Source organism: Arthrobacter sp. B0427-1-12 (genome assembly GCF_059092905.1).
This window is the reverse complement of sequence record NZ_JBNHIC010000018.1, coordinates 20488-39395: the sequence shown is the minus strand read 5'-3', so window position 1 is coordinate 39395 and position 18908 is coordinate 20488. Positions and strand designations below refer to the sequence as shown.

General features: G+C 67.5%; 21 protein-coding genes. 11 read left to right on the top strand and 10 right to left on the bottom strand.

The window, feature by feature from the left end; all coding sequences use genetic code 11:
* Positions 1–5: 5 nt before the first annotated feature.
* The 4 genes from AC5RWU_RS12385 to AC5RWU_RS12370 are packed head-to-tail and all read right to left on the bottom strand — an operon-like array spanning position 6 to position 4298.
* The gene (locus AC5RWU_RS12385) at positions 6–1118 is read right to left on the bottom strand and encodes a zinc-dependent alcohol dehydrogenase (RefSeq protein ID WP_494030755.1); all 1113 of its coding nucleotides are present in this window, start codon (positions 1116–1118) and stop codon (positions 6–8) included.
* On the bottom strand, positions 1115–2131 hold the full coding sequence (locus tag AC5RWU_RS12380; protein ID WP_494030756.1) for a Gfo/Idh/MocA family protein: 1017 nt from the start codon (positions 2129–2131) through the stop codon (positions 1115–1117). The genes AC5RWU_RS12385 and AC5RWU_RS12380 overlap by 4 nt, the downstream gene beginning before the upstream one ends.
* The gene (locus AC5RWU_RS12375) at positions 2128–3297 is read right to left on the bottom strand and encodes a glycosyltransferase (RefSeq protein WP_494030757.1); all 1170 of its coding nucleotides are present in this window, start codon (positions 3295–3297) and stop codon (positions 2128–2130) included. The genes AC5RWU_RS12380 and AC5RWU_RS12375 overlap by 4 nt, the downstream gene beginning before the upstream one ends.
* Complete coding sequence (locus AC5RWU_RS12370; RefSeq protein ID WP_494030758.1) at positions 3294–4298, bottom strand: glucosyl-3-phosphoglycerate synthase; 1005 nt, start codon at positions 4296–4298, stop codon at positions 3294–3296. The genes AC5RWU_RS12375 and AC5RWU_RS12370 overlap by 4 nt, the downstream gene beginning before the upstream one ends.
* A gap of 272 nt (positions 4299–4570) precedes the next feature.
* On the opposite strand from AC5RWU_RS12370, the gene AC5RWU_RS12365 reads away from it, so the two are divergent.
* From AC5RWU_RS12365 to AC5RWU_RS12350, 4 genes are all read left to right on the top strand, one after another.
* Positions 4571–5254: a histidine phosphatase family protein gene (locus tag AC5RWU_RS12365; RefSeq protein ID WP_494030759.1), complete on the top strand. Its 684-nt coding sequence runs from the start codon at positions 4571–4573 to the stop codon at positions 5252–5254.
* Positions 5255–5405: 151 nt separating this feature from the next.
* Entirely contained in the window at positions 5406–6281 is an 876-nt protein-coding gene (locus tag AC5RWU_RS12360; protein WP_494030804.1) for an ABC transporter ATP-binding protein, read from the top strand.
* Positions 6274–7098 (top strand): ABC transporter permease, encoded by an 825-nt coding sequence (locus tag AC5RWU_RS12355; protein WP_494030760.1) that lies wholly within the window; start codon positions 6274–6276, stop codon positions 7096–7098. Before AC5RWU_RS12360 ends, AC5RWU_RS12355 begins: the two co-directional genes overlap by 8 nt.
* Before the next feature lie 13 nt (positions 7099–7111).
* The gene (locus AC5RWU_RS12350) at positions 7112–7930 is read left to right on the top strand and encodes an ABC transporter permease (RefSeq protein ID WP_494030761.1); all 819 of its coding nucleotides are present in this window, start codon (positions 7112–7114) and stop codon (positions 7928–7930) included.
* A 30-nt stretch (positions 7931–7960) separates the two neighbouring features.
* Here AC5RWU_RS12350 and AC5RWU_RS12345 read toward each other — a convergent pair whose 3' ends face one another.
* Positions 7961–8065 (bottom strand): hypothetical protein, encoded by a 105-nt coding sequence (locus tag AC5RWU_RS12345; protein ID WP_494030762.1) that lies wholly within the window; start codon positions 8063–8065, stop codon positions 7961–7963.
* Positions 8066–8078: 13 nt separating this feature from the next.
* Here AC5RWU_RS12345 and AC5RWU_RS12340 point away from each other — a divergent pair, with 13 nt between their 5' ends.
* From AC5RWU_RS12340 to AC5RWU_RS12315, 6 genes are all read left to right on the top strand, one after another.
* On the top strand, positions 8079–8336 hold the full coding sequence (locus tag AC5RWU_RS12340) for a hypothetical protein (protein WP_494030763.1): 258 nt from the start codon (positions 8079–8081) through the stop codon (positions 8334–8336).
* Positions 8337–8370: 34 nt separating this feature from the next.
* Complete coding sequence (locus AC5RWU_RS12335; RefSeq protein WP_494030764.1) at positions 8371–8934, top strand: hypothetical protein; 564 nt, start codon at positions 8371–8373, stop codon at positions 8932–8934.
* Positions 8935–9124: 190 nt separating this feature from the next.
* A complete protein-coding gene (locus AC5RWU_RS12330) occupies positions 9125–9949 on the top strand; it encodes an exodeoxyribonuclease III (RefSeq protein ID WP_494030805.1) in 825 nt (274 codons plus the stop codon).
* A 22-nt stretch (positions 9950–9971) separates the two neighbouring features.
* Positions 9972–11069, top strand: a complete 1098-nt coding sequence (gene trpS, locus AC5RWU_RS12325; RefSeq protein WP_494030765.1) for a tryptophan--tRNA ligase — start codon at positions 9972–9974, stop codon at positions 11067–11069.
* 63 nt (positions 11070–11132) lie between these two features.
* On the top strand, positions 11133–11648 hold the full coding sequence (locus tag AC5RWU_RS12320) for a 2'-5' RNA ligase family protein (RefSeq protein WP_494030806.1): 516 nt from the start codon (positions 11133–11135) through the stop codon (positions 11646–11648).
* Positions 11590–12693 (top strand): YihY/virulence factor BrkB family protein, encoded by a 1104-nt coding sequence (locus AC5RWU_RS12315; protein WP_494030766.1) that lies wholly within the window; start codon positions 11590–11592, stop codon positions 12691–12693. The genes AC5RWU_RS12320 and AC5RWU_RS12315 overlap by 59 nt, the downstream gene beginning before the upstream one ends.
* 17 nt (positions 12694–12710) lie before the next feature.
* Here AC5RWU_RS12315 and AC5RWU_RS12310 read toward each other — a convergent pair whose 3' ends face one another.
* From AC5RWU_RS12310 to sdhC, 5 genes are all read right to left on the bottom strand, one after another.
* On the bottom strand, positions 12711–13808 hold the full coding sequence (locus AC5RWU_RS12310; RefSeq protein ID WP_494030767.1) for an alpha/beta fold hydrolase: 1098 nt from the start codon (positions 13806–13808) through the stop codon (positions 12711–12713).
* A 103-nt stretch (positions 13809–13911) separates the two neighbouring features.
* A complete protein-coding gene (locus AC5RWU_RS12305; protein WP_494030768.1) occupies positions 13912–14700 on the bottom strand; it encodes a succinate dehydrogenase iron-sulfur subunit in 789 nt (262 codons plus the stop codon).
* A complete protein-coding gene (sdhA, locus tag AC5RWU_RS12300) occupies positions 14700–16484 on the bottom strand; it encodes a succinate dehydrogenase flavoprotein subunit (RefSeq protein ID WP_494030769.1) in 1785 nt (594 codons plus the stop codon). The genes AC5RWU_RS12305 and sdhA overlap by 1 nt, the downstream gene beginning before the upstream one ends.
* Before the next feature lie 47 nt (positions 16485–16531).
* On the bottom strand, positions 16532–16999 hold the full coding sequence (locus AC5RWU_RS12295) for a succinate dehydrogenase hydrophobic membrane anchor subunit (protein WP_494030770.1): 468 nt from the start codon (positions 16997–16999) through the stop codon (positions 16532–16534).
* Positions 17000–17002: 3 nt separating this feature from the next.
* A complete protein-coding gene (sdhC, locus tag AC5RWU_RS12290; protein ID WP_494030771.1) occupies positions 17003–17380 on the bottom strand; it encodes a succinate dehydrogenase, cytochrome b556 subunit in 378 nt (125 codons plus the stop codon).
* Between the two features lie 284 nt (positions 17381–17664).
* Between sdhC and AC5RWU_RS12285 the strand changes: the two genes are divergently transcribed.
* Complete coding sequence (locus tag AC5RWU_RS12285; RefSeq protein WP_494030772.1) at positions 17665–18852, top strand: mannose-1-phosphate guanylyltransferase; 1188 nt, start codon at positions 17665–17667, stop codon at positions 18850–18852.
* Positions 18853–18908: the final 56 nt, after the last annotated feature.

The window sequence follows — 18908 nt, the reverse complement described above, 5'->3', positions numbered from 1 at the left end:
CCGGCTCAGTTGGACCGCAGGAACGAATTGTCCATGGCGAAGACGGCAGTGAGAACGTGCCGCCGCCGGCGCGCGACGTCGCGCATCAGCCGGGGCGCGTCGTCGAAAGGTACGACGTCGGTCACTAGGTGGCGGCGCACCTCGCCGCCGCGGGACCTCAGCAGGCGGACCGTCTCCGCGGACAGCCGGCCCCGGTCCCAGGTGCCGGCCAGCCCGCGCGGCACCCGGCCGATCTGCGCGCAGCGTAGGCTCAACCCGTTGTGGTGGAATTCCTCGCCCAGGCGCACGGCGTCCGCGCCCTGCGTGTAGAAGGCCAGGTCGATCACGCTGCCCTGAGGACGCACTGCCCGCAGCGCAGCATGGAGGGCCTCGGGCCGGCCGCGGCACTGGAAGACGACGTCGGCACCCCGGTCCCCGGGAGCGTGCCGCCAGCGGGTCTTCAGGACTCTGCCGGGATCGTCGTCGAGGTCCAGGGGCAGGAACCCCATGTCCTCGGCCAGCTGCCGCCGCCGGGGATCGGAGTCGGCCACGGCCACCTCCCGTGCACCCAGGGCCTGCGCGAAGAGTGCAGTGACCAGCCCGATGGGCCCTGCCCCGGTCACCAGGACCAGCCTGCCGTCCACGCCGGCGCCCAGATCCCGGACCAGGGCACCGCAGGCGTCGGCGGCCGCATGCAGCAGGCCGTTGGCGCAGATCGGCCCGAAGTGGGCAACGAAGACGCCCAGCACCGGATCCAGGTCAGCCGGCAGCGGGACGAGGTGCTCCGCCAGCGGGTTGGACACGTGCGCGGTGGCGTGCCCGTAGGCCGTGGCCAGCACGTCCCCTTCGGCAAAGGCTTCGGTGCGGGAGCGGACCACGCGGGCCACTTCCATGTAGCCCAGGCGGCGCACCGGGTAGCCGGCTTCGGCGGAATCGGGCAGGAACAGGCCCAGTTCCGGATCAAGGCGCGAGCGCAGGCCGGGGTGGTCGCCCTTGACGAAGGCCAGTTCGGTGCCGGCGGACAGCCCGGTGGTCAGGGTTTCCAGCAGCAGGCCGCCGACGGGCACCTCGGGCAGCGGTTCCTCGACGATTTCGATCTGCCCGGGTGCCATCACGACCAGGTTGCGCCGCTGCCTCATGCGGCCTCCCCGGGCAGCCGGACGGCGCGCCCGGTGCGGGCGGATTCGGCAATGGCACAGGCCAGCCGGTGGCTCCGCAGGGCTTCCGCATAGGGGGCCCGGGTGGCCTCGCGTTCCCCGCGCACGGCTTCGATGAACTCACGGTCGACGGCAATGCGGGGATCCTCTGTGCATTTCTGCTCGCTCCGCAAGGTGCCGTCGAAGGTGGTCAATCCGTCCTCCGACAGTTCCAGGTACAGACCACGGCTGACGGTGTGGAGGGCCGCGCGGTGTTTGGCCGCCAGCACGGAGGTGGCCGCCAGCGTCGCGACCGCACCGGAGGCGAAGCGGACGGTGGCGGCCGTCGCGTCGTCGACATCGCCGTCGTCCGCAGCGCCAGGAACCGCGGCGCCGAAGCCCGCGCCGGAGCCCGCGGCTTCGGCCGGCTGGCGCACGCCCACAGCGTAAACTTCCACGGCTTCGCCCAGCAGGCAGCGCGCCGTGTCCAGCACGTGGGTCAACTGTTCCACCACCTGTCCGCCGGAGCGGTCCATCCGCGCCCACCACGGCACGGGCGGGCGCTTGTCCAGCCAGTAGCCGTTGGCCAGCAGGGGCGGGCTGTCCGCCAGCAGCTTCCGGGCTGCCTCCACCGAGTCCATGCACCGCCAGTGGTAGCCGGTGCCCGTAACAACGCCTGCTTCCTGGACCAGGCGCCCGATCTCCTCGGCGATCTCCTGGCCCAGCCCCACCGGCTTTTCGACGAAGAGCGGCAGCCTGCGGGCCAGCGCGGCGCGTTCGCCGGGCCCGTGCGCGAACGGCGGAACACAGACGTACACGGCGTCGGCGTCCACGGCGTCGAGCGCTGCCTCGGGATCCGTGAAGGCCGGCACGTCCAACTCCTGCGCCAGCTTTCCGGCCGCCGCCTCGTGCGGATCGGTCACACTGGCGACCTTGACGCCGTCGAACCCGCTGAGCACGCCGGCATGGCGCCGTCCCACGGAGCCGGCACCGATCAAAGCAATGTTGAGGGTCATCGGTTCCTCTCGAGCAGTTGTCCGTACAGGTCGAGGTAGCGGGCCGCCGTGGTTTCCGGCGACCATTCGGCCGCCCGCTCGCGGCAGGCCTGCGGATCGATGGTGTCCAGCTTCTGCAGGCAGCGGGCCAGCTCATCCTCGTCCTCCGCCAGGAAGCCGGTCCGGCCATGGTCCACCAGCGACGGCAGCACACCCAGGGGCGTTCCGACGACGGGAACCCCGCGGGTGAGTGCCTCCACCACGCCGGTGGCGCCGGGTTCGGCCCAGCGGTTCGGGGTGAGCAGGGCGCGGGCCGAACGCAGGAGGCGTTCCTTTTCCTCCCCGGCCACACCGCCGATCCACCGCACGTGGACGCCGTCGACCAGCGGCCGCACCTTCTCCAGGTAGAACTGCACATCGGGGTGGGACAGCAGCGCTTCGTCCCCGTCGGCGGTCCGGCGGTGCAGTTCCTCCGGATCGTTGATGCCGGCCACCGGCCCGGCGAGCACCAGCGGGATGCCCGCGGCCCGGCAGATGCGGGCGGCGGTGTCCTGTCCCTTGTCCGCGGTGATCCGGGCCAACACCAGGGCATGCTCACCCGGCGCCACGTGGACGTCGAGCGGGCGCGGGGCGGCCAGCGGCACGACGCCGATGGTCTGCCGCCGGAGTGCTTCGGGGGCACGCTCCAGCTGGGACTGGGACACTGCTGCGAAGCTGACCCGGCCGCGGCCGTTGAACGAGGAGTAGAAATCGGCGTGCTTGCGCAGGTCCCAGTGGAGGGTCTGCAGCGTCGGGGGCGCGGCCGTTCCCATCGCTCCCAGGATGGACGGCCCCACCACCTCCAGATGGTCGTGCACCAGGTCCCACGGGTCCGGACCATCGGCGGCCTCCCGGATGGCCTCCACCACGCCCTGCATGTGGGCGTGGGCGATGCCGGAGACACGGTTGTAGGGCATCGCAATATGCCGGAACTGCGGCTGGCCAAGCGGACGGAGGTAAGCGTCCGCTTCAATCGAGCTGGGTCCGACGGTGGCCAGCGTAACGTGCACGCCGGTGCGGCGCAGTTCCGGAATCAGCGTGGCCACCACGGTCTCGATGCCCCCGTAGCCGGCCGGCGGCACCGGCAGCCAGGGACCGGCGTTGACCAGCACGCGCAGCGGACGGTTCCCCGCGGGGCCGGCCCTCATGCGACGCTGTCGACGGTGAAGGAAAACTCCGGCAGGCGTCCGGTCCCGGTCCGGTAGTCCGGGATGTCGATCATCGGCGGACGCTCGGAGAGCTCGATGGTGTTCGTCTCGGCGATGAACCGGTCCCCGTCACGCAGGAACTGCGTCAGCTGGGTGCAGGGATGGTCCGCCACGGTGATCCGCCCGTGCTGGTGCAGCCGGGACTGGACGGTCAGCTGTACCTGCATGGCCATCCGTGCCAGGGCCGAATCGGAGGAATTGCGGTGGTGCCGCTCACCGAGGTCCACCTGCGCCAGTCCGTGAAGTCCGACGGCGTTCAGCACGTCGATCAGCATGCCCACCTCGACGCCGTAGCCGGAGACGAAGGGAATGCGCTCCAGCAGCGAGCGGCGGGCGGCGTATTCGCCGGCCAGCGGCTGGATAATGCCGGCCAGCTGGGGCCAGAAGAGGTTCAGCAGCGGGCGGGCCACGAGTTCGGTGACCCGGCCTCCGCCCGCCGGCATGACCGTGACGCCGTCGTCCAGCGGACGGTCATAGCAGCTCTTGACGAAGTGGACGTCCGGGTTGTCCAGCAGCGGACCCAGCAGTCCCACGGCGAACTGGGTGTCGAAGTGGCGCAGGTCCGAATCGATGAACGCGATGATGTCCCCGTCGGTGACCGCCAGGGACTTCCACAGGGCCTCTCCTTTGCCCGGGATGTTTCCCATGCCGGGCAGGATCTCTCCCTGGGGGACCACGCGGGCGCCGGCGTCAGCGGCGGCTGCACCCGTGCCGTCCGTGGAGTTCGAATCGATGACGACCAATTCATCGATCAGCGGCACGGTCTCCATCAGCTCGCTGCGCAGGGCCCTGACAATCGTTCCGACCGTTCCCTCTTCGTTCCGTGCCGGCAGGACCACGCTCACCCGCTGCGGCCCTTTCCGGGACAGCAGTTCGTCCCGGCACCACTGCCGGCCCTTATAGCTCCTGGCTGAGAACCACTCCCGTACATCGTCGCGCATGCTGGTCTCTTTCCAGTCGGGCGGACCAGGCGCAGCAGGGCGCGCACGGTCCGCTACCCTACGGAACACTCGTAGCCTACGGGCCGGATCAGGTTCTGTGAACACCTGCTGTCACATTGTTCCCAACCTCGGGCACCGTCCAGTCCCGGGCGCCGGCGGCGTCCGCGATGGGCGGCCGCCTGCCGGCGTAACGAGTTTTGGCGCGTGCCACGTTTCGCAGGCACGATGGGGACGGCCGGAGTTTCGAAGGACATTCCCAAGGAGCGGAACAGATGCAGCGGACGGAAGAAACCACCCGGCAAGGCCGGCGGCGGCTGGTGCTGTGGCGCCACGGGCAGACGGAATGGAACGTGCAGGACCGGGCCCAGGGCCACGCGGACATCCCGCTGGACGACGTCGGCCGCGTGCAGGCCAAGGAAGCCGCGCGGCTGCTGGCCACCTTCAATCCCACCTTCGTCTGGTCCAGCGACCTGCAGCGGGCACGGCACACGGCCGAGGAACTGGTGGCACTGACGGGCAACGAGCTGGTCATCGACGCCAGGCTGCGCGAATACAACGTGGGCATCCGGCAGGGGACGACCTTCCCCGAGTTCAAGGTGCTGCAACCGGAGATTTACGAAAAGTTTTTCTCCGAGGAGAACTACCGCGTGCCCGGCGCGGAACTGCCGTCCGAGGTCAACGAGCGCATGGCCGCCGTGATGCGGGACGCGGCCGAAGCACTGGGCGAAGGTGAAACGGGCATCCTCGTGGGCCATGGGGCCGCGCTGCGCAGCGGCCTGCTGGCCTTCTTCGACGCCCCGCCGCACATGCGCGAAATGTTCGCCGGCATGGCCAACTGCGCGTGGACCGTCCTGGAACAGCACCCCGAACGCGGCTGGCAGATCGTCGACTTCAACGCCCAGACCCTGCCCGGCGCATCCTCGGCGCTCGCGGATGAAATGCCCGCGGAGCACTGAAGGCTGACGGAACCGGTGTGAGGCGTATTACGCTGGATGGGTGCCCGAAGACGCCCAGCAGACGGCTGGCAGCCAGACCCGGTCCGTGGCCGCCGGCGGCCGTCCTTCCCCGGTCATCTCTGCGCGCCGCCTGACCAAGAAGTACGGTGACATGGCCGCCGTCGACGGCATCAGCTTCGAGGTGGCGGCGGGGGAGTCCTTCGGGCTCCTGGGGCCCAACGGTGCCGGCAAATCCACCGCCATGAAGATGATCGGCGGAGTCTCCCAGCGGACCTCCGGTGAGCTCACCATCATGGGGCTTGATCCGCAGCGGCACGGGCCGGAGGTGCGAGCCCACCTGGGCGTGGTGCCGCAGGAAAACAACCTGGACGAGGAACTGAAGGTCCGGGACAACCTGATCATCTACGGGCGCTATTTCGGCCTGCCGCTGCGGTACCTGCGGCCCAGGGCGGATGAGCTGCTGGAATTCGCCCAGCTCACGGACAAGGCCCAGGCCAAGGTGGACGCGCTCTCCGGCGGCATGAAGCGCCGGCTGACCATCGCCCGGTCCCTGATCAACGAGCCGAAGATCCTGCTCCTGGACGAACCGACCACCGGCCTGGACCCGCAGGCGCGGCACATCCTGTGGGACCGGCTGTTCCGGCTGAAGGAAGCCGGCGTGACCCTGATTCTGACCACGCACTACATGGACGAGGCCGAACAGCTCTGCGACCGGCTGATCGTGGTGGACAAGGGGAAGATCATGGCCGAAGGTTCGCCGTCGTCGTTGATCCGCAGGTACTCCACCCGCGAGGTGCTGGAGCTGCGCTTCGGTTCCGAACGCAACGCCACCGTCGCCGCGGACCTGCAGGGGATCGGGGAACGGTCCGAGACGCTGCCGGACCGGGTGCTCATCTACGCCGGCGACGGCGAGGCGGCACTGGAGCAGGTCACCGGCCGCGGGCTGCACCCGCTGACCTCGCTGGTGCGCCGCTCCAGCCTGGAGGACGTCTTTTTGCGCCTGACCGGCAGGAGCCTCATTGACTAGCGCCCACCCGCCGGCCGTCGCCGCCGCGAAGGCACGCCGCTTCGGCTCCTGGTACTTCGCCGAGCACGTGCTGCGCGTGCAGAAGGCCTATGGCTGGGAACTGCTGGCCTACAGCGTGGGCAACCCGCTGATGTACCTCTTCGCCATGGGCGTGGGCCTGGCCACGCTGGTGGACACCGCCCGCGGCGAGGCGGTCTTCGGCGGGGTCAGCTACCTGACCTTCATCTCGCCCGCCCTGATCGCCGCGGCCGCCGTCATGACGGTCACCGCCGAATTCACCTACCCGATCATGGACGGTTTCAAGTGGCGGCGGACCTTCTACGGCCCGCACGCCAGTCCGCTCCAGACGCACCAGATCGCCAACGGCCATATCATCGCCGTCTGCATGCGGCTGCTGGTGCAGTCGGTGCTGTACTTCGCGATCGTCGCCCTCTTCGGCGCGAGCCCGTCCCCGTGGGGCTGGCTGACGGTGCCCCTGGCGGTCCTGTGCGGCCTGTCCTTCGGACTTCCGCTGATGGCCTACGCCTCCAGCCTGGAGCAGGACAAGGGCCAGTTCGCCCTGGTCATGCGCTTCATCGTGACCCCGCTGTTCCTGTTCTCCGGCACGTTCTTCCCGCTGGACACGCTGCCCGCCGGCATCCGGTGGATCGGCTGGTTGTCACCGCTGTGGCACGGGACGGAACTGGGCCGGGTCTTCAGCTACGGCTATGCCGAGCCGGTGTGGCTGGCCGCAGTCCATGTGCTGTACCTGGCGGCGCTCGCAGCGGCCGGCTGGGCCGCGACGAAGCGGATCTTCGCCCGGCGGCTGGGCAAATGAGGCGGGTGGGCAAATGAGCCGCAACCTCACCCTGGAACCGCAGCGGCGCCTCTTCGGCGCCCTGTACGCCCGCAATGCCCGCGCGGTGATCGGCCGCGGTCTGATGGCCACCCGGAGCAGCAACTGGGTGGTCATCCTCAGCGGCTTCTTCGAGCCGGTGCTGTACCTGGTGTCGATGGGGGTGGGTCTGGGTGCCCTGGTGGGGACCGTCGTCGGACCCGGCGGACAGCAGATCAGCTACGCCGCGTACATCGCCCCCGCCCTGCTGGCGGTCTCCGCGATGAACGGGGCGGTGTACGACTCCACCTGGAACGTCTTCTTCAAGATGAACTTCGCCAAGCTGTACCAGGGGATGCTGTCCACCTCGCTGGGGCCGCTGGATGTGGCCATCGGCGAGATCTTCCTGGCGCTGCTGCGCGGCGCCCTGTACGCGGCAGGCTTCACCGCCGTCATGGGCGCCATGGGATTGATTACGACGCCGTGGGCCCTGCTCATGGTCCCGGCTTCCGTTCTGATTGCCTTCGGCTTCGCTGCCTTCGGCATGGGCATCACCAGCTACATGAAGACCTTCCAGCAGATGGACTGGGTCAATTTCTTCCTGCTGCCCATGTTCCTCTTCTCCGCTACGTTCTATCCGCTGTCCGTCTACCCGGAGCCGGTGCAGTGGCTCATCCAGGCCCTGCCGCTGTGGCACGGCGTTGAACTGCTGCGCCAGCTCAGCGTCGGGGCCATCACCGCCGCCACCGGGCTGCATGTGCTGTACTACGCGGTGATGACCCTGCTTGGCCTGGTCCTGACCACGGTCCGGCTGCGGCAGCTGTTCCTGCGCTGACCGCGGCAGCGTGACGCCTGCCGGCCGAGGTTATTCGGGCCGCCCGGCGCGTTGCGTTTCCCGGTAGTAGATCGCCGCCTGGACCCGGGAACTGATCCCCAGCTTGGCCAGGACGCGGGACACGTGCGTCTTCACGGTCGTCTCCGCGATGCCCAGCCGGCGCGCTATCTGGCTTGAGTGGTTCCGCGTTGTTGCGGCCTGCGCCATCGCGGTGGCGGTCCTGCTGCTCCTCATCCTCCTCGTCGCCCCGGCGGACCAGGCCGAAGCGCTGTGGGGCTGGATTTCCCGGGCTGCGCTGATCACCGGTATCTGGCTGGTTGCGGGTCCGGTCTGGGGGATGTTCGAAACAGCACCGGCCGCCGCGCCCGCCGGTTCCGGCCGCCGTTCGCCTGCGGGGGAAGAGTGAACGGCGGGGTCCGGGGATTTGAGAGAATAAACGCATGCAATCTCTCGGTAATCCCAGCAATCCTGCCTCCGGCAGCACCCCCCGCCGTGGTATCAGCCTGAAGATGGGCACCATCGGCATGACGCTGATGCTGTTCGTGTTCCTGGTCGCCGTGGTGTTCGCAGCCAACCAGAACGACGTCGTCGGCTGGCTCGTGGTGATTGTCTCCCTGGGCTGGCTGCTGATCTTTGCCTTCGTCGTCTTCAGCATCCGCGCCGCAGCGAAGCGGGCGTCCGCCAAGCTGGCCAATGCCCAGGCCCAGTTCGACCAGGCCTACGGGCGGGCACCGGCGTCGCCGGACGCCGGCGGCAAGCGCGGCAAGGGCGGTACCACGCTGGTGAATGAGGGTGGCCGCGCCGATGCTATCCGCGACCAGAAGCTGGACCACAGCTTCAAGATCGTCCAGGTCCAGGCCCGGGTGGTGCGCGACAACCTGGGCAAGGACCAGGACACGGTGGACCGGGCCATCGAAACCATCGAGATCACGGCACACAATGCGCGCGGCATGCTCAAGAACGACGACGGCGGCGAGCCGGTTTCCGGCACTGTCGTAGATTAGTGGCCGGTCAGGCGCCGGTTAGATGTCCGTAAAGCGCGGGGGTAAGGTTGTTCGGGTGACGAGTCCGGCATTAGACACCATCCAGGAAGCTCCCACGACGGCGGAGCAGCCCACTCCAGAACCCACGGCGGGGACCGTAGCCGCCGCGGCCGAAACGGCCGCCGCACCGGCACCGAAGGACCCCGGCGCCCTGCGCATCGCCACGGTCAACGTCAACGGCATCCGCGCCGCCTACAAGCGCGGCATGGAGCAGTGGCTGGCGGACCGCGACCTGGACATCCTGTGCCTGCAGGAGGTCCGCGCTCCGGACGCCATCCTGCGCCAACTGCTGGGTGAAGGCTGGTACATCGTCCACGCCGAGGCTGAGGCCAAGGGCCGTGCCGGCGTTGCCATCGCCTCCCGGGTTGCGCCGGTGGAGACCCGCGACCACATCGGTGACGACTATTTCGCCACCTCCGGCCGCTGGGTGGAGGCCGATTTCAAGCTCGAGGACGGCAAGCTGCTGACGGTGGTCAGCGCCTACGTGCATTCGGGCGAGGCGGACACCCCCAAACAGGAGGACAAGTACCGCTTCCTGGACGTGATGTGCACGCGGCTGCCGGTCCTGAAGGCCACCCGCGACCATGCGCTGGTGGTGGGCGACCTGAACGTCGGCCACACCACGCTGGACATCAAGAACTGGAAGGGCAACGTCAAGCGGGCAGGCTTCCTGCCGGAGGAGCGGGCCTACTTCGACCGTTTCTTCGGCGAGGAAATGGGCTGGACGGACGTGCACCGCAGCCAGTGTGGCGACGTCCCCGGGCCCTACACCTGGTGGTCCTGGCGCGGCCAGGCCTTCGACAATGACGCCGGCTGGCGCATTGATTACCACATGGCCACGCCGGAGCTTGCCGCGGTGGCGGGCAACGCCGTCGTCGACCGTGCCGCCTCCTACGATGCCCGGTTCTCCGACCACGCACCGGTGGTCGTCGACTACCGGTTCCAGCCAGATCTTCCCGGCCCCGCGGGCCACTGACAGGATTGTGAAAGAAGCCTCCATGACCACCGAACGCATCACTGAATCCGCGGAAACCAGCAGCGGCACGGCCGCCGGACGGACCCGCGTGCTCTCCGGCGCCCAGCCCTCGGCGGACTCGCTGCACCTGGGCAACTACGTGGGAGCCGTGCGGAACTGGGTCCGGCTGCAGGAGGAGCACGAGGCGGTCTTCTTCATCCCGGACCTGCACGCGGTGACCGTGGACTTCGATCCGAAGGAACTGGCGGTGCGCACACGCACGACGGCGGCACAGTACCTTGCGGCGGGCATCGATCCGCAGAAGGCCATCCTGTTCGTCCAGTCCCACGTGCCCGAGCACACGCAGCTGGCCTGGGTCCTGAACTGCATTACCGGTTTCGGCGAGGCATCGCGGATGACGCAGTTCAAGGACAAGACGGCCCGCTACGGCCAGGACGCCGCCACGGTGGGCCTGTTCGCCTATCCGACCCTGATGGCCGCGGACATCCTGCTGTACAACGCGCACCTCGTCCCGGTGGGGGAGGACCAGCGCCAGCATCTGGAGCTGACCCGCAACCTGGCGCAGCGCTTCAACAGCCGCTACGGCGAAACGTTCGTGGTGCCGGAGGGCCTGATCCTGAAGGAATCCGCTAAGATCTACGATCTGCAGAATCCGACGGCAAAGATGTCCAAGTCCGCCGAGTCCCCGGCCGGGCTGATCCAACTGCTGGACGAGCCGAAGGTCACGGCCAAGAAGATCAAGTCCGCCGTGACGGACACCGGTACCGAGGTGCGGTTCGACCGCGAAGGCAAGCCGGGCATCTCCAACCTGCTGACCATTTATTCCGCGCTGACCGGCAAGACAGTCGCCGAGCTGGAGGCGGAGTACGAGGGCAGGATGTACGGCCACCTGAAGGTTGATCTGGCCGAGGTGGTCACGGACTTCGTGACTCCGCTGCGGAACCGGACCAACGAGCTGCTGGGGGACCCGGCGGAGCTGGACCGCATCCTGGCCCGCGGCGCCGCCCGCGCCCGCGAGATCGCGGCGGGCACGCTGGCCCAGGTGTATGACCGGATGGGTTTCCTGCCGGCCCAGGCCGCACTGCCGCTGCAGGCCGCGATGAGCGACGCGGTCCGGTAGCCAGTGGCTGTTCCTGACGGCGAGTCATGCTGGGTCGGGGTCGTCATCGCCGTTCCCGAGCCGATGGCCTCCGAGCTCCGGAGCTGGCGGGCGTCCTTCGGGGACCCGATGGCCGCCGTCGTTCCCGCGCACATCACACTGGTGACCACCACGCCCACGGACGACTGGGAGGAAACGCTGGAACATGTGCGCCGGGTGGCGCTGGAGCAGCGGCCTTTCACGGTGACCCTGCGCGGCACCGGCACTTTCCGTCCGGTATCGCCGGTGGTCTTCGTGACCCTGGACGACGGCTTCGCCGAATGCGTCGCCCTGCACGAAAAGCTGCAAGCCGGACCCTTGGAGCGCGAGCTGCCGTTCGGCTACCACCCGCACGTCACGGTGGCCCAGGACGTCAGCGAAACCAGCATGGACGCGGCCGAGGTGAAGCTGCGGGACTACGAAGCGACCTTCCCCGTGCGTACCATGGGACTCTACGAGCATGACAAAACCGGTGTGTGGATACTACGGGAAGAATTGAGCTTTGGAGACCAACCGCAAGGCAGGGAAGGCGCAGTCCCGGTCAGCCGGACGGAACGCTGAATCGTCCCATCCGCTGGATCGGGCCAAACTGCGGATGGAGGAACTGGACGCCCGCCGGGCTTTTGGCCGGGTCCGCCGGGAGGATGCCGGGCCGCTGTCGAAGCTGCTGGCGGGAGCCAAGTTCCTGGTGGCCAAGCTGAACACTGTTCTGCCGATGCGGGTGTGGAAGCTCTACAGCACGCGGCACGGTCCGCTGATGGCTGCAGGCTCCTCCTACAACATGTTTTTCTCCATCGCCGCGCTGCTGGTGGCCGGTTTCTCGATCTTCGGCATCGTGGCCGCCGGGAACCAGGCCCTGCAGGACATGGTGGTGCGCAGCGTCGCCGAAAGTACGCCGGGCCTGATCGATACCGGCAGCGGCGGCCTGGCCAGCCAGGAGCAGTTGTTCGCCTCCGGATCCGGCTACGGCTGGGCGCTGGTGATCTCCACGGCCGCCATGCTCCTGACCTCGCTGCGCTGGATCGCCAGCCTGCGCGAAGGGATGCGCGGCGTCTTCGCCCTTCCGCCGCTGCAGGGCAATCTCTTGCTGATCAAGCTCAAGGACCTCGGCACGCTGCTGATCCTCGGCATCACGCTGGTGGTGACGTCCGTCGTCGCGGCCGTCTCGAACACCGCACTGGGCGCGGTGCTGGACTTCCTGGCGATCGAATCGGCGATCGCGGCCTTCTTCACCCGGGCGGCCGGTGTCCTGGTCATGCTGCTGCTGGATATGTTGGTGGCTGTGGTCCTGTTCCGGGCGGCATCGGGGATCCGGATGCCACGGTCCGTGCTCTTCCAGGCGGCGCTGATTGCCGGCGCCGGCAGCACGCTGCTGCGGATGTTCAGCTCCACGTTGCTGGGCAATGTCGGGAACAATCCGCTGTTGGCGCCGTTCGCGGTGATCCTGGGCCTGTTCGTGTGGTTCTTCCTGCTGAGCCAGGTCTACCTGATGGCCACCGCCTGGGGAGCCGTGGGAATGGCGGACGTGAAAGCCAAGCGGCAGGCCGCCCGGCGCGAAGGCCGGCAGCTGTCGCTGCGCCAGCGTGCCCGCGCCGCGCACCGGTAACAACCGCCCCCTCCCCGCTACTGGCCGGGGGCAGAGACGTCCTTGGTCACGATCTCCATCTCGCCGTGCAGCGTCCGGTGCACCGGGCACTTATCCGCGATCCGCAGCAGTCCCGCGCGCTGCTCGGCGGTGACGTTCCCTTCGATGGCGATTTCCCGGCTGATGAGCGTGATGTGGCCGTCCCTGCCTTCGCAGCTTTCGCAGTCGGCGGCATGGATGCGCTCCTGCCGCAGGCCCACGGTGACGTTCTCCAGTGGAATGTCCTTGCGGTCGGCATACATGCGCATGGTCATCGAGGTGCACGCGCCCAGCCCCGCCAGCAGCAGATCGTACGGAGTCGGGCCCGAGTCCGCCGCACCGGGCAGGGACAGCGGTTCGTCGGCCAACCAGGTGTGGCGGCCGGCGCGGATCGTCTGCCCGTACTTGCCCTGTCCGTTCTCCACGACGGTTACCAGGCCCGGTTCCAGCGTCCCGCCGTCGTCCTCCATGCCCAGATAGGGTGCCGCCCAGGCGGCAATCAGCGCCGCCGCCCGCGCGGCCTGCCCCTTTCCGGTGAGCAGGTGGTTGCTCCCGTCCAGGGAGACGAAGGACTTCGGGTGCCGGGCCGCGGCGAAGATCCGGCCCGCGTTCCCGACGCCCACGGTGTTGTCGATGGGGGAGTGCAGGACCAGCAGCGGGCAGCGGAGTTCGGCGATGTGCCGGCGCCGGGCCGGATCGGCGGGAGTGCCGACGGTGACGACGGCCTTCAGTTCCGGTATGCGGCCCGCGGCGGCCAGGGCCGCGGCACCGCCCAGGGAATGGCCGATCAGCAGCGACGGTGCCCGGTGGTGCGTGCGCAGGAAATCGGCCGCGCAGAGCAGATCATCGGCGCCGGACGCCGCATCGGCGTGCTCCCCGCCCGATGCCACCCGGCCCGTGAAGTCGAAGCGCAGGACGGCGATGCCTTCCTGCTGCAGCACCTGGGAAATGCGGTTGGCCGCCGGGCCGCCGTTGCTGCCGGTGAAGCAGTGCGCCAGCAGAGCATAGGCCCGGACCCGGCCCTCAGGCAGGTCCAGTTCGCCGGCCAGAGCCTGCCCTCCCGAGCCGGTGAAAGTTACGTCCACGGTCCTGGTCATGTCCTGCCCCTTGTTGTCGCTGGTTCCGGGTAACGCGTTTCCTGTTAACGGTGATGGGCGTCCACTGGTGTACAGCGGACGCCCATCGATGCAAAGCCGAAGGCTAGATGGAGCGGCTCAGGATCGCCTGCTTGACTTCGGCGATGGCCTTGGTGACCTGGATGCCGCGGGGGCAGGCCTCCGAACAGTTGAAGGTGGTGCGGCAGCGCCACACGCCTTCCTTGTCGTTGAGGACCTCCAGGCGCATGTCGCCGGCATCGTCGCGGGAGTCGAAGATGAAGCGGTGCGCGTTCACGATCGCCGCCGGGCCGAAGTACTGGCCGTCGGTCCAGAAGACCGGGCAGGAGGACGTGCAGGCGGCGCAAAGGATGCACTTGGTGGTGTCATCGAAACGCTCGCGGTCCTCGACGGACTGCAGACGCTCCCTCGTCGGCTCGTGGCCGGAGTTGACCAGGAAGGGCATGATCTCCCGGTAGGACTGGAAAAACGGTTCCATGTCCACGATCAGGTCCTTCTCGACCGGCAGGCCCTTGATCGGCTCGACCAGGATGGGCTTGGACGTGTCCAGGTCCTTCAGCAGGGTCTTGCAGGCCAGGCGGTTGCGGCCATTGATGCGCATGGCATCGGAGCCGCAGACACCGTGGGCGCAGGAGCGGCGGAAGGAGACGGAGCCGTCATGCTCCCACTTGACCTTGTGCAGGGCATCCAGCACGCGGTCGGTGCCGTACATGGTTAGCTTCCACTCGTCCCAGCGGGCCTCGTCCGAAACCTCGGGGTCGTAGCGGCGGACACGCAGCGTGATATCGAAGGTGGGGATTTCTCCACCGCCGCCGACACCGGGGGCCAACTCGACCTTTGACGGTCCTTCGGGAATTTCGGTCGGGGTGCTCATTAGTATTTCCTCACCATCGGTTCGTAGCGCGTGAATACGACGGGTTTTGTTCCCAGGCGGATGCCGGCGATGCTCTCGGCCGAGGCCGAATCATCCTTGTAGGCCATCGAGTGCTTCATGAAGTTCTCATCGTCGCGGTCCGGGAAGTCCTCGCGGAAGTGGCCGCCGCGGGACTCCTGGCGGTGCAGGGCCGCCACGGTCATGACCTCGGCCAGCTCCAGCAGGAAGCCCAGCTCCACCGCTTCGAGCAGGTCCAGGTTGAAGCGCTTGCCCTTGTCCTGGACGTTGATGTTCTTGTAGCGCTGCTTGAGGGAGCCGATCACCGTAAGCGCCTCGTGCAGGCTCTCCTCGGTGCGGAACACCTGGACGTTGGCATCCATGGTGTCCTGCAGCTCCTTGCGCAGCAACGCCACCCGCTCGGTGCCGCTGGCGTTGCGGACGGTGTCCAGCAGCTCGATGGTGAAGGCCTCCGGATTCTCCGGCAGCTCGACGAAGTCGGCGGTCTTGGCATACTCGGCGGCGTTGATACCGGCGCGCTTGCCGAAGACGTTGATGTCCAGCAGGGAGTTGGTGCCCAGGCGGTTGGAGCCGTGGACGGACACGCAGGCCACCTCACCGGCGGCGTACAGGCCCGGGATCACTGTGTCATTGTCCTGCAGTACCTCGGCCTTGATGTTGGTGGGGATACCGCCCATGGCATAGTGCGCCGTCGGGAAGACCGGGACCGGCTCGGTGTACGGTTCCACGCCCAGGTAGGTGCGGGCAAACTCCGTGATGTCCGGGAGCTTGGCGTCGATGTGCGCCGGTTCCAGGTGCGTCAGGTCCAGGAGCACGTAGTCCTTGTTCGGGCCGCAGCCGCGTCCCTCGCGCACCTCATTGGCCATCGAGCGGGCCACGATGTCACGCGGGGCCAGGTCCTTGATGGTGGGAGCGTAGCGCTCCATGAAGCGCTCACCATCCGAGTTACGCAGGATGGCGCCCTCGCCGCGGGCGGCTTCGGAGAGCAGGATGCCCAGGCCGGCCAGGCCGGTCGGGTGGAACTGGAAGAACTCCATGTCCTCCAGCGGGATGCCGCGGCGGAACGCGATGCCCATGCCGTCGCCGGTCAGGGTGTGCGCGTTGGAGGTGGTCTTGAAGACCTTGCCGGCGCCGCCGGAGGCGAAGATCACGGACTTGGCCTGGAAGACGTGCAGTTCACCGGAGGCCAGGTCGTAGCTGACGACGCCGGCAACCCGCTTCTGCGGCTGGCCGCTGGCGGCGGTGGCCGCCGGGTCCTCGACGACGAGCAGGTCCAGGACGTAGTACTCGTTGTAGAACTCCACGTTGTGCTTGACGCAGTTTTGGTACAGCGTCTGCAGGATCATGTGGCCGGTGCGGTCGGCGGCGTAGCAGGCGCGGCGGACCGGGGACTTGCCGTGGTCGCGGGTGTGCCCGCCGAAGCGGCGCTGGTCGATGCGGCCTTCGGGCGTGCGGTTGAACGGCAGGCCCATCTTTTCCAGGTCCAGTACGGCGTCGATGGCTTCCTTGGCCATGACCTCTGCCGCGTCCTGGTCTACCAGGTAGTCGCCGCCCTTGACGGTGTCAAAGGTGTGCCATTCCCAGTTGTCTTCTTCTACGTTGGCCAATGCGGCGCACATGCCGCCCTGTGCCGCACCGGTGTGTGAACGGGTGGGATACAGCTTGGTCAGTACAGCGGTTCGCGCGCGCTGCCCGGATTCGATGGCGGCGCGCATACCGGCGCCACCGGCACCGACAATGACGACGTCGTACTTATGGACCTGCATACCGGATGCTCTTTCTGTTGAATCTGAAGGTGAAGGCGTGAGCCGGGCTACGGGGCCGGGCAGAAGGAGGGCAGCAGTTCGCTGGCTGCACCCGTCGGGCACGGATCGAAGGTGAAGATCACCAGGGTGCCGAGCACAATGATCACCACGGTGGCCGCGTACAGGACGGTCTTCAGCCAGAAGCGGGTGCCGTCCTTCTCTGCGTAGTCGTTGATGACGGTGCGCACGCCGTTGGCGCCGTGCAGCATGGCCAGCCAGAGCATGACCAGGTCCCAGATCTGCCAGAACGGATCCGCCCACTTGCCGGCGACGAAGCCGAAGTTGATCGCGTGGATACCTTCGCCGACCATCAGGTTGACGAACAGGTGGCCGAAGACCAGGACGACGAGCACAATGCCGGACAGGCGCATGAACAGCCAGGCCAGCATTTCGAAATTGCCGCCCTTGGACTTGTTCCGCGTGTACTCCGGGGCGATGCGGCCCGAACGCGGGGACTCGATGTTTGCAGTCGACATGATTTAGGCTCCGAACACGATCGAGAGGTGGCGGATAAGGAACGGGACCATGACAACCACCCACAGTCCAAGGACACCCCACAGCAGCTGGCGCTGGTACTTGGGGCCCTTCTTCCAGAAATCAACGAGGATGATGCGCAGGCCGTTGAACGCGTGGAAAACGACGGCGGCGACGAGGCCGGCCTCACCGAGTCCCATGATCGGGTTCTGGTAGGACTGGATCACGACGTTGTACGCCTCAGGGGAAACCCGCACCAGCGAGGTATCCAGGACGTGCACCAGCAGGTAGAAGAAGATAGCGACTCCGGTGATGCGGTGACCGACCCAAGACCACATGCCCTCACGGCCGCGGTACAGGGTGCCGGATGATGTCTTCGACACTGAATTAACCTTCCTGCGTCGCCAAGGACGTTCGCGCGGGATCCACGCAGAGGATGACGACGATGGCGAGCTCGCTTTAGCTCCAACCTAATCTAGGTTCGGCCTCAAGCTTATTCAATTTAGTAGTTCCTATGTGGAACTTTACGGATGGGGCTACCGTTAATTGCGGGACCCCCGCCGTTGTGTAGCCAATTTCACACAGTTTCAGGCTGTAGGAATACCAAGTTTAGTAGTGTTCGGCGTTTTGGGATCCGCTTCTTCTCCGTGGTCTAGGATGTGCACTGATGAGTACAGACAAGGCGCCAGCCGTATCCCAGGAAACAGGGCCCCAGGCACAGACCGGGCCCCAGGAATCCGCACAGCGGAGTGCGGTGCTTGACCGGTTCGTGGGAGTGATTCCCGCGGGCGGAACCGGAACCCGCCTGTGGCCGCTGTCCCGCGCAGCCGCACCCAAATTCCTGCACGATCTGACAGGTTCGGGCAGTACCCTGATCCGCTCCACCTATGACCGGCTGGAGCCGCTTGCCGGCCGCCGCATCCTTGTGGTCACGGGGGAAGCGCACCGCCTTGCCGTCAAAGCCCAGCTTCCGGAACTGGATGAATCGGACCTGGTGCTTGAAAGCGAGCCCAAGGACTCGGCCGCGGCGATCGGTCTGGCTGCGGCCATCCTCTATACCCGGGATCCGGAAACGATCATGGGCTCCTTCGCCGCGGATCAGGTCATCACCCCGGACAGCGACTTCCGCGAAGCTGTCTGCGAGGCCATCCATACGGCGGCGGAGGGGTACATTGTCACGATCGGCATCAAGCCGACCCATCCGTCCACCGGCTTCGGCTACATCCGTGCAGGCCGCAAGCTCGACGTCGGCGGGGCGCCAAGCGCCTTCGCGGTTGCCGAATTCGTGGAGAAGCCGTCCGAGGATGTCGCCAGGAAGTACCTGGAAACCGGCGACTACCACTGGAACGCGGGCATGTTCGTTGCGCCGGTCTCCCTGCTGCTCAAGCACCTCGAAGCGGGGGAGCCGGAGCTCTACGCCGGCCTGATGGAAATCGCCCAGGCCTGGGACACGCCCCGGCGTGCCGAAGTCACGCAGCGGATCTGGCCTGCCCTGCGCAAGACCGCCATCGACTATGCCGTGGCCGAACCGGCGGCGGCGGCCGGCGATGTCGCCATGATCCCCGGCGAGTTCAGCTGGGACGACGTTGGGGATTTCGCCGCGATCGGCCGGCTGAACCCGGCAGCCGTCAACTCCAACCTGACGGTGATGGGCGAGGGCGCACGGGTCTTCTCCGAGGCCGCCTCCGGCATCGTGGTTTCCGATACCAAGCGGGTCATCGCGCTGATCGGCATCGACGATGTCGTCGTGGTGGATACCCCGGACGCCCTGCTGGTGACCACCAAGGAACACGCGCAGCAGGTCAAGAGTGCCGTGGAGCACCTGAAAGCCAGCGGCGACCACGACGTCCTGTAAAAACGTTACCCTTGTGATGTGCAGAACAAAGTAGGCGATCGAGTCACGCTGCCCCA

Coding starts and splice junctions, on each gene's coding strand:
- AC5RWU_RS12385 (WP_494030755.1), bottom strand. CDS start 1,118: ATGAGGCAGCGGCGCAACCTGGTCGTGATGGCACCCGGGCAGATCGAA.
- AC5RWU_RS12380 (WP_494030756.1), bottom strand. CDS start 2,131: ATGACCCTCAACATTGCTTTGATCGGTGCCGGCTCCGTGGGACGGCGC.
- AC5RWU_RS12375 (WP_494030757.1), bottom strand. CDS start 3,297: ATGAGGGCCGGCCCCGCGGGGAACCGTCCGCTGCGCGTGCTGGTCAAC.
- AC5RWU_RS12370 (WP_494030758.1), bottom strand. CDS start 4,298: ATGCGCGACGATGTACGGGAGTGGTTCTCAGCCAGGAGCTATAAGGGC.
- AC5RWU_RS12365 (WP_494030759.1), top strand. CDS start 4,571: ATGCAGCGGACGGAAGAAACCACCCGGCAAGGCCGGCGGCGGCTGGTG.
- AC5RWU_RS12360 (WP_494030804.1), top strand. CDS start 5,406: ATGGCCGCCGTCGACGGCATCAGCTTCGAGGTGGCGGCGGGGGAGTCC.
- AC5RWU_RS12350 (WP_494030761.1), top strand. CDS start 7,112: ATGAGCCGCAACCTCACCCTGGAACCGCAGCGGCGCCTCTTCGGCGCC.
- AC5RWU_RS12340 (WP_494030763.1), top strand. CDS start 8,079: ATGCCCAGCCGGCGCGCTATCTGGCTTGAGTGGTTCCGCGTTGTTGCG.
- AC5RWU_RS12335 (WP_494030764.1), top strand. CDS start 8,371: ATGCAATCTCTCGGTAATCCCAGCAATCCTGCCTCCGGCAGCACCCCC.
- trpS (WP_494030765.1), top strand. CDS start 9,972: ATGACCACCGAACGCATCACTGAATCCGCGGAAACCAGCAGCGGCACG.
- AC5RWU_RS12320 (WP_494030806.1), top strand. CDS start 11,133: ATGGCCTCCGAGCTCCGGAGCTGGCGGGCGTCCTTCGGGGACCCGATG.
- AC5RWU_RS12310 (WP_494030767.1), bottom strand. CDS start 13,808: ATGACCAGGACCGTGGACGTAACTTTCACCGGCTCGGGAGGGCAGGCT.
- AC5RWU_RS12305 (WP_494030768.1), bottom strand. CDS start 14,700: ATGAGCACCCCGACCGAAATTCCCGAAGGACCGTCAAAGGTCGAGTTG.
- sdhA (WP_494030769.1), bottom strand. CDS start 16,484: ATGCAGGTCCATAAGTACGACGTCGTCATTGTCGGTGCCGGTGGCGCC.
- AC5RWU_RS12295 (WP_494030770.1), bottom strand. CDS start 16,999: ATGTCGACTGCAAACATCGAGTCCCCGCGTTCGGGCCGCATCGCCCCG.
- AC5RWU_RS12285 (WP_494030772.1), top strand. CDS start 17,665: ATGAGTACAGACAAGGCGCCAGCCGTATCCCAGGAAACAGGGCCCCAG.